Origin of the sequence: Coleofasciculaceae cyanobacterium (assembly GCA_036703275.1) — a bacterium.
In the GTDB taxonomy this organism is placed as follows: Bacteria; Cyanobacteriota; Cyanobacteriia; order Cyanobacteriales; family Xenococcaceae; genus Waterburya.
In genome coordinates, this window is record DATNPK010000026.1 from 125,448 (window position 1) to 133,910 (window position 8,463).

The window sequence follows — 8,463 nt, forward strand, 5'->3', positions numbered from 1 at the left end:
ATGAAATCGATAATAATAGTGTTCGTCTATTACGGATACCGCTTCGCTATTAGCTTTTAGCTTTTAGCTATTAGCTTTTAGCAATACTACCCCACAGGCACGTCTTTTAATAAACAATAAGGACGGCTGTATGATAAAGGTGACTCTAGTGAATGCTCTACCAAAAAATCGGGATTGCTCATGATCTTCTCGGTTTGTCCATCATAAACAATCTGACCTCGACTTAAGACGACAGTGCGATCGCAAAGTTCTAAAGCCAAGTCTAAATCATGAGTTGCCACTAGTTGAGTTAAAGATAAATTTTTTAATAGCTCAATCAATTGACGGCGAGAACGAGGATCTAACTGTGCCGAAGGTTCATCCAAAACTAACACTTGAGGTTCCATTGCCAAAACTCCAGCGATCGCAATTCGTTTTTTCTCTCCCCCCGATAAATTTTCGGTATTTCTCGACCCATAATATTCTGGATCGATATCAACCATCATCATTGCTTTTTGGGCTCGTTCGGCTAACTCTTCATCCCGCCAGCCACGATTTTTAGGGCCAAAGGTGACATCATCCCAGACTGTAGGCATAAATAGTTGATTATCAGGATTTTGAAAGACCAAGCCGACAAAATTACGAATATCGCGCAAATTATCGGAATTGATCGACCATTTTCCTACTTTAATACTTCCTGCTTGGGGCAGAATAATTCCATTGAGGTGTAATTGTAAAGTTGACTTACCCGAACCATTAGCACCGATAAGTGCTACTCGTTCACCTGCTTCGATCGCTAAATTGATGTTGTTTAAAGCCTTAGTTCCATCAGGGTAAGTATAGGTGAGATTTTCAATAACGATGGGATTGTGGTGCATTAAAATTCAGATCACCATGTCGGTAAATAAATAGCTTGTCCAAATAGTATTAAAGCTGTAGTTAATGTAATTATAACTGCATCTCTCCGTCCGCCAGATGGTACTTTTTCAACTACAGGTACTCCCTGATAACCACGGGATAGCATCGCTTGATAAACTCGTTCTCCTCGCTCGTAAGTGCGAATAAATAAAGTACCCATCATGTTGCCAATAACGAGGCGTTGCCAAACATTACTATTGCTTAGATTGCGAGACGCAGCAGCTTTACGCATTGCCTGAAACTCTCTAATTAAAACACCGATATAGCGATACATTGATGCCAAAGTAGCAACTAATAGTGGAGGGACTCGTAAGGCGGTTAAAGCATTAAGCAGAGCAGGAACTGAAGTAGTAAGAGTCAGTATATTTAGCGTTAGCAGCGATAATAAAGCCTTGATCGTAACACTACCCAAAACAGTTAAGCCTTCTGTAGTAATTCGGAGTATGCCCCAAGACCAAATAACCTCACCACCGTCTCGAAACAAAGTTCCCAACAGCACGACACCAATAAAAGCAAACTCAACGGCAATCCTTTTGAGCAGTATTTTTTTGGTAACGCGACTAAAAAAAATTACACCTAGCACTCCTAGCCCGTAGACTACCCAAGTCCACCAACGTCCATTTGGGGTAAGAGCGATCGCAAATACCATTAGGAGCGCACACAAAAGACGAGTACGGGGAGCAAAAGAATGCCAAAGAGTAGCCTGCTTGCTATCGATATCCAGATGAAACGCCCCAAGGTGTAACAATAGCATCCACTTACTTCCTCATTAATTTAATTTGCTTGTTCGTCACTCGATTGAGGGGAAATACTATCAGCAGATGAATGGGATTTTTTAATTACCAGCTTGCCAATTCCCCACGCCAAACCAAAAGTAACCAAAGTTCCAACCAAACCTGCCATTGGTGTAGCAATTCCTTCGGGTACACCTTTAAGCGCGTATTCATCAAATACTTGAGCAAAAGGCAATTTCTGGGCTGGTGCGTCTTCAGTAGCCCGATGTCCAAACTCTAAATCTTGGGAAACGCGATCTAGCCCATCTGGATCTGGACTAGCAAAAGGAGAAACAAAAATGGCAATTAGTAAGGCAATACCCAAGCCTGAGATGACAAAAGCGAGATTACGAGAGCTGGGAAGTTTATTGCTCATAAACCGAAAATTCTCTTTAATTTAATATAAATTTGTTAACGCTGTACTACTGGATGAGAACTAGATAATTTGCTTTGACGAGGATCGTAAAGCAAATCTGGTCGAGTCCGCCAAATAAAACTAACTACGGCTAAGGTAATTAATGCTTCGCCGATTCCGATGAGTAAGTGCCAAAATGCCATTGCCGAAATAGCGACGTTTAGGGGTACAGTTCCCGATAAAGCTAGTTGTATAGCAACCAATATTGAAGCAATAAATACACTTGTCCAAGCACTTACGGCTGTAGCGATCGCCATTCCACGCCAGCTATCACGACCAATTGCCGAGCGAATTGCCCGATAAAGGTAGTACCCGCCAAAAGTGCCAATTAGCCCCATGTTGGCAATATTTGCTCCCAATACAGTAATACCACCGTCTTGAAAGACAACCGCTTGAACGATAAACACCACACTGACTACTAACGCACCCGCCCAAGGACCAAGTAAAATTCCCGCTAACGTCCCGCCTAGTAAATGACCAGAAGTTCCTCCTGGTATAGGGAAATTAATCATTTGAGCAGCAAAGATAAAAGCAGCGCAGACTCCCATAATCGGAACTGTTCGCTCTTGATATTTCGCCTGTACTTGATTTAAAGCCACGGCGATTAGCGCGATCGCAATAACCCAGGTAATTAAACTAACTGGAAGGCTTAAAAACCCGTCTGGAATGTGCATTGCCAACTGAGGCTGCCAGTTCCAAAATAACCAGTCATTAAATATAATAGATAGCATAATAGTGATCGTTTTTATTTTTTATATTTTGGCAATATTTTTTATTGCTGTCACTTATACATTTTTCAGTAAAAATACTCAAAAAGATATCCCATGGGGGGGGATTATATCTAAGTTTTCGCTAAAAATTAAGTTGTAATTTAGATTGGAACATCGGTTTTTAGTCGATGCGATGCGTGCGACTCGAACAAAAGTCCAACCTTTCTACAGAGCCGATCTAGCTCGAGACAAAAGAGGTTCAAAGGGTTATAAAAAGAGGGCAAGGGTTTATGTTATAAGAAATGTTTCACCGTAACTAACTGTCTTGCGACAAGCTGTTGGTTTCCAAAGGCGACTAAAGCTTTTAGCTTGTAGCTATATTTCTGGTAGGTTACTGGGAGCGCATATTGCTCAAACTGCATTAATAGTCTTTTGGGCTGGAGCGGTGACTTTATTTGAGTTGTCGAACTATAATCGCGACTTACCAATGTACGAACAGGGTCTAATTTTTAAAAATCTTACAGAATAATTGTGCAAGAGCGATTGATTATTTAATTGGCGATCGCCTTTACACAAATCATACTTTAATTTACCAACGTCCCAATTAAAAGTAATTAGATAATGAAAGTCAATCAAAAGTCGTCACCCGTTGAGGCTATTGAGCTAGAGCTAACAGCTAAATAACTGCTTAACAGTTTAATTTCAGATTCAATCGCCTTAGCTGCCTGTGCTGCACCATCAATCGCCATAATCCGACCCCATTGAGTAACATCAAGCTGCTTTAGCTTATTCAAGACTAACCTTGCCGAATTAGCACCAGGAAAAGTTTCTGAGCAAAAACACAACCCCAACTTCTCTAATAATATTGCCTTAATCTGCTGTTCTTGAAAAGGTCGCAATTCTGGTATGCAAAGAAAAGGAACTTGCGCTGTCCCAATCTCCATAACGGTGTTGTGTCCCCCAGAAGCGATCGCCACATCAGCAGCTTTCAAATAGGGATAGGTATCTTCGCGCCACCCCAAGACAGAGACATTGCTAGGTAAGTTATCATAATCTCGGTCAATTTCTCCCACAGTTAACCATAACCATTCTGGTGTTGCTTCTGCGGCTGCTGCAATTTTCGCTCTTGAATATTTGCCCCCGCCCTTGCCATTAATTACTAGTACAACTTCTTGTTGTGGAGAGATATCCAGCTTTTCCCTAGCGCCTAATTTAGTTTCCTTACTCTGAGAGTAGCGGGAGAAGCCAGGAGAATAAATAGTTTTATCTCTAATCCAGTTAGGTACACCAGAAAATTCTAAAATCTCAGGATAAGGCGCAAACAGTTTATATGCAGCGTCGTATCCACACAGATGAGGTAGATCGCAGCGATCGCCATGTTGACGCATTCCAATCACTGGTACACCGAGCCAGCGCAAATATTGGGTGATTTCTGCCGAAACATCTACTATTACTGCTGTAGGCTTAGTTTGTTCTACCCAATTGGCGATCGCTACGGCTCGTTGACGATAAGCATCACTGTAGTAAGGTGCATAATGAAAGGAATAGGTCTGACAATCCTGATTGATTGGTAAATCGGGAACATACTCTACCCGATCTGGGGGTAAATCTAATAATTGATAATTAGCTACTCCTGTCCAGTCGCTTCGACTAACCCCAGTGCCGATGAAGGTAACGGCGATACTGAAGTGTGAAGCGATCGCTTTAGCTCTTTGGGCGTGTCCCTTGCCGTGGAGGTGTATGTAGTAGCCAAGGTGCATATTTTTTGCCGTTTATGTTGGCTGATAATCCGTTCAAAAGCGTTAAGATACTTATCAGTCATGGTTTCGAGACTAAACCGTTCGAGAACCAATTTTCGACAGGAATAACGAGATAGACGTTTAGCTTGTTTGATTCCCTCTGCCATAGCGTCGGTATCATCGGGAGGAACTAAAACACCTGTTTGACAGTTCAAAATCTCTGACATCGCCCCACGGTTAAACGCCACCACTGGAGTACCACAGGCAAGGCTTTCAATTACTACTAACCCAAAAGGCTCAGACCAAATTGGGGTGCAAAGAGTTACCGCAGCCGACTGTAACAACGCTACAAGTTCTGCTTGTCCTAAATGCCCCACATATTCAACCCCTCGACCGAGATGAGGCTCGACTTTAGCGGTAAAATATTCGCGATCGCTAATTGGTCCAGCAATAACTAATTGAATTTTCGCTTTCTGGGCAGCTTCAATTGCCAGATGAGTACCTTTGTCGGGAATAATTCGTCCTGTCCACACGGCACAGTTACGATAATAGAAAGGAGAATAAGCAAATATTTTAGTATCTACACCATTGTGAATTGTCTCTATGCGGTTACGATCTAAACCCCAAAGTTCGGTATTAAATTTAGAAACTGAAATATACTGACCGCGCTGTTTTCTTTCGCGATATCTTACGGCACTTAGCAAACGCGAGAAAGGAGGCGAATGTAGTGTAGTTACCAAAGGTGCATTCAGCCGATCCTCCAAAATTATCGGGAAATAATTTAAAGAATTGTCGTGAATCAAATCAAATTCGGCTCCACTGAGATAATCCATGATGCTGAGATAGGCTTCATGGGATTCTTCATCAGCATTTTGGCAAAAAGAAGTGTCCAAAATTGGCTCTAGAGACAAATTAAGCGAGCAATCGCTTTCTGGATGAGCAAACAGAGCAACCTGACAACCCCGTTGTTCTAGTCCTTTAACTATATCGTGAGTAAAACGTTCAATTCCACCCGCAAACGGTTCTTTAATCGGGAATCTGCGATGTCCCAAAACTGCTATTTTCATTACTTATTAAAACTATAAAAGAGCGAGTTGCGATCAACCGATAGATTAAAGGGCTTCGCCCTAGCTAATAGCTAATAGCTAATAGCTTTGTTAAAAACTATAAATATTACCTGTCAACTTAATAGCAGATTGTGTCGGCAATTTATATCTATCTAATTTAATAGATCTCGTGGGGATTGATTTATAGATCGTAAACTGTTGGGGATATTAGGGACGGTTTTCTGTATCTAACCGAACTATTTAGTTCAATGTCATCTCAATATTGCCGAAAGTTCAAAATATTGTCACAAAAAAGTCACATCACTTATTTAAATTAAAAATATCAGCACAAAGCGATCGCTCGGGCTGGTACTCAATTTATGCAAAAAAACATATTTCTTTTTAACTAGGAACAAACATAAAGACAAATCTTATGAAAATACAACCTTCAATCTGGAAAAAAGCCACCTCTTCTATATCCTTGGTCTTGCTCGGTGGCGGAATCGCTCTAGGCGGTAACTATTTAATTAATAGTCCCGAAAGTTTTGCTAAAGATAGAATAGATGCCACCGCAGCAGCAGAAAAAAATCCCGCTGAAGTGGCGATCGCTGTACCGCAAAACTATGTTAGCGATGTTGTTAACCGAGTAGGGGATTCAGTAGTGCGGATTGATGCTACTCGTACCGTTGCTACAAACGGTCCTGTGATGTTTGAAGACCCCTTTTTTCGTCAATTCTTCGGTTCGCAGATGCCCAATATTCCCAACGAACAAATCCAACGAGGCATGGGATCGGGTTTTGTAGTTAGTTCCGATGGCTTAATTTTGACTAATGCTCATGTAGTTGAAGGTAGCGATCAGGTTAAAGTCACTCTGAAAAACGGAAGCACCTACGAAGGAAAAGTCATGGGTACAGACTCGTTGACTGATGTGGCGGTAATTAAAATTGAAGCCCAAGAGCTACCTGCGGTTACTTTTGCTGATTCGCAATCGCTTCAACCAGGAGAATGGGCGATCGCGATCGGCAATCCTTTAGGATTAGATAATACTGTAACTACAGGTATTGTTAGTGCTACAGGTAGAACTAGCGCGCAGGTTGGAGTAGCCGATAAACGAGTTAGCTTTATCCAAACCGATGCAGCAATCAATCCAGGCAACTCTGGAGGTCCTTTACTCAATGCCAAAGGCGAGGTAATTGGCATTAACACTGCGATCATTCAAAATGCTCAAGGACTAGGCTTTGCTATTCCTGTTAATACAGCTAGAGATATTGCTGAAGAATTAATTGCTAATGGTAAAGTTGACCATCCCTTCTTAGGTGTTCAAATGGCAGAAATTACACCCGAACTAAAACAAGAGCTGAGAAGCCAGAAAAATCTCAATGTCGGTGCAGACGAAGGTATTTTAATTATTGATGTTGTTCCCAACTCTCCCGCAGCTCGAGCAGGATTAAAGTCTGGTGATGTTATCAGTGAAATTGAAGGCACAAACGTTACCACAGCCGAACAAGTACAGGAGGTGGTAGCTAAAACCGAAGTGGGTCAACAACTAGCTCTTGGTCTACAGCGCGACGGAAAACAGCTAGATCTGAATGTCACCGTTGGCTTACTGCCTGAACCTCAAATAGCTAATCGCTAATTCTCGCTTAATCTAGATTTTTAATTTTCCTCACACCAGACAAACGATAGGTTAGATTCAAACTCTAACTCGTCGTTTTTTTTTGCTCAATTCCTGTAGCTGAAGAACGATTAGATGGCGATCGCACCTTGTAAATGATTCATTTTTAGCCTTTTTGAGTCTTAACCATTTAAATCATCCAGATACTTAAATCTCACTTTATTTAGATTAAGCGTTAAATTCAATACATTATGTCAGTACTGTGTGATATATTAGTTTCTGTTGAAAATATTTTCAGCATCCATACCGAGGGGGTGTGGCGGAATCGGTAGACGCTGCAGATTTAAAATCTGTTTCTCGCAAGAGAGTGAGAGTTCAAGTCTCTCCATCCCCACTTTGCATTTACTCAGTCTTTAAGAGCCGTGTGAGAAGCATAAAGCTTCGGAGACGGCAAAGTTATGCTTTTTGTCACATATATTGTTTATTTGTTGTGATTTAGATTATGTTGCCGCTTTGGCAGCTTTGTGCTGGAAGAGCAATTCTAGTAGCGATCGCCGTCCAGAAAAACCAGGCTTTTATCCCGAGTGCCAGCTTGGCGAGGTAATTTTTAGCACCGATCAGAGATTACTAGAGCCACAATTTTTAAGCTGGAAAAATATTCTTAGTATAATAGTACTAATGAAAAACAATTATTAATTATGAGTAACTATCAAGATTTTGGATTTAATAGCGACGAGTTTCGCGGGGGAATCACTACTGTCCCCTATTGTCAATTTCTCAATGCCACCAGTCAAAAATATGGTATTGCTATTACCCCGTCTAATGCGCAACTGGCGGGTTTTAAACCTGTTGATAGCTGGAAAGCCATAGAGCACGAATTTAGTGATGGTACGAATGAAATTCTTCTAGTGTCACAGCAGCCCAAGCTGTTAGTTTTAAATCGTTCACAGCCTTTAATGAGCGACGGAATTACAACCATGCCTTATTCCAAGGTAAAGAACGCAGCAGGAGGATTCAAAGCTTTTAGCTATGTTGTAGTTTGGTTTCTCGATAACAACAATGAGCCTTTATCTGGGCTACCTTTTAGACTGAAATGCTCTGGGTACGCTGGCTTAACTTTTCTCAAAAATTATAGTTACTACAACAATCCCTTATCTTTTAGTAAAAAGTTTCTTAATGTCTATAAATCTCTGACAGGCGATCGCGCGATCGATAAAAATGAGGTTTTTTATGCTCATGCGGTTTATCAGCCGAACCTAGTCAGACAA

General features: G+C 41.3%; 9 protein-coding genes, 1 tRNA gene and 1 pseudogene. 5 read left to right on the forward strand and 6 right to left on the reverse strand.

Going from position 1 to position 8,463, the window contains the following annotated elements:
* Positions 1 to 86 precede the first annotated feature (86 nt).
* Genes V6C71_06635 through cbiM form a run of 4 tightly spaced genes read right to left on the reverse strand, consistent with a single transcriptional unit; the run spans position 87 to position 2,816 of the window.
* The gene (locus V6C71_06635; GenBank protein ID HEY9768174.1) at positions 87 to 857 is read right to left on the reverse strand and encodes an ATP-binding cassette domain-containing protein; all 771 of its coding nucleotides are present in this window, start codon (positions 855 to 857) and stop codon (positions 87 to 89) included.
* An 11-nt stretch (positions 858 to 868) separates the two neighbouring features.
* A complete protein-coding gene (gene cbiQ, locus V6C71_06640) occupies positions 869 to 1,651 on the reverse strand; it encodes a cobalt ECF transporter T component CbiQ (protein ID HEY9768175.1) in 783 nt (260 codons plus the stop codon).
* A gap of 20 nt (positions 1,652 to 1,671) precedes the next feature.
* Positions 1,672 to 2,046 (reverse strand): PDGLE domain-containing protein, encoded by a 375-nt coding sequence (locus V6C71_06645; protein HEY9768176.1) that lies wholly within the window; start codon positions 2,044 to 2,046, stop codon positions 1,672 to 1,674.
* 35 nt (positions 2,047 to 2,081) lie between these two features.
* Positions 2,082 to 2,816: a cobalt transporter CbiM gene (gene cbiM / locus V6C71_06650; GenBank protein ID HEY9768177.1), complete on the reverse strand. Its 735-nt coding sequence runs from the start codon at positions 2,814 to 2,816 to the stop codon at positions 2,082 to 2,084.
* Positions 2,817 to 3,120: 304 nt separating this feature from the next.
* On the opposite strand from cbiM, the pseudogene V6C71_06655 reads away from it, so the two are divergent.
* Positions 3,121 to 3,303 (forward strand): annotated as a pseudogene (locus tag V6C71_06655) (hypothetical protein).
* A gap of 124 nt (positions 3,304 to 3,427) precedes the next feature.
* Here V6C71_06655 and V6C71_06660 read toward each other — a convergent pair.
* On the reverse strand, positions 3,428 to 4,183 hold the full coding sequence (locus tag V6C71_06660) for a glycosyltransferase (protein ID HEY9768178.1): 756 nt from the start codon (positions 4,181 to 4,183) through the stop codon (positions 3,428 to 3,430).
* A 239-nt stretch (positions 4,184 to 4,422) separates the two neighbouring features.
* A complete protein-coding gene (locus V6C71_06665) occupies positions 4,423 to 5,601 on the reverse strand; it encodes a glycosyltransferase family 4 protein (protein HEY9768179.1) in 1,179 nt (392 codons plus the stop codon).
* A 412-nt stretch (positions 5,602 to 6,013) separates the two neighbouring features.
* Here V6C71_06665 and V6C71_06670 point away from each other — a divergent pair, with 412 nt between their 5' ends.
* The 4 genes from V6C71_06670 to V6C71_06685 all read left to right on the forward strand — a co-directional run.
* Entirely contained in the window at positions 6,014 to 7,216 is a 1,203-nt protein-coding gene (locus tag V6C71_06670; protein HEY9768180.1) for an HhoA/HhoB/HtrA family serine endopeptidase, read from the forward strand.
* Positions 7,217 to 7,505: 289 nt separating this feature from the next.
* A tRNA-Leu gene (locus V6C71_06675) sits at positions 7,506 to 7,589 on the forward strand.
* A gap of 71 nt (positions 7,590 to 7,660) precedes the next feature.
* Positions 7,661 to 7,891: a hypothetical protein gene (locus V6C71_06680; GenBank protein ID HEY9768181.1), complete on the forward strand. Its 231-nt coding sequence runs from the start codon at positions 7,661 to 7,663 to the stop codon at positions 7,889 to 7,891.
* Between the two features lie 2 nt (positions 7,892 to 7,893).
* A partial coding sequence (locus V6C71_06685; protein ID HEY9768182.1) for a DUF5895 domain-containing protein occupies positions 7,894 to 8,463 on the forward strand: 570 nt, incomplete at its 3' end.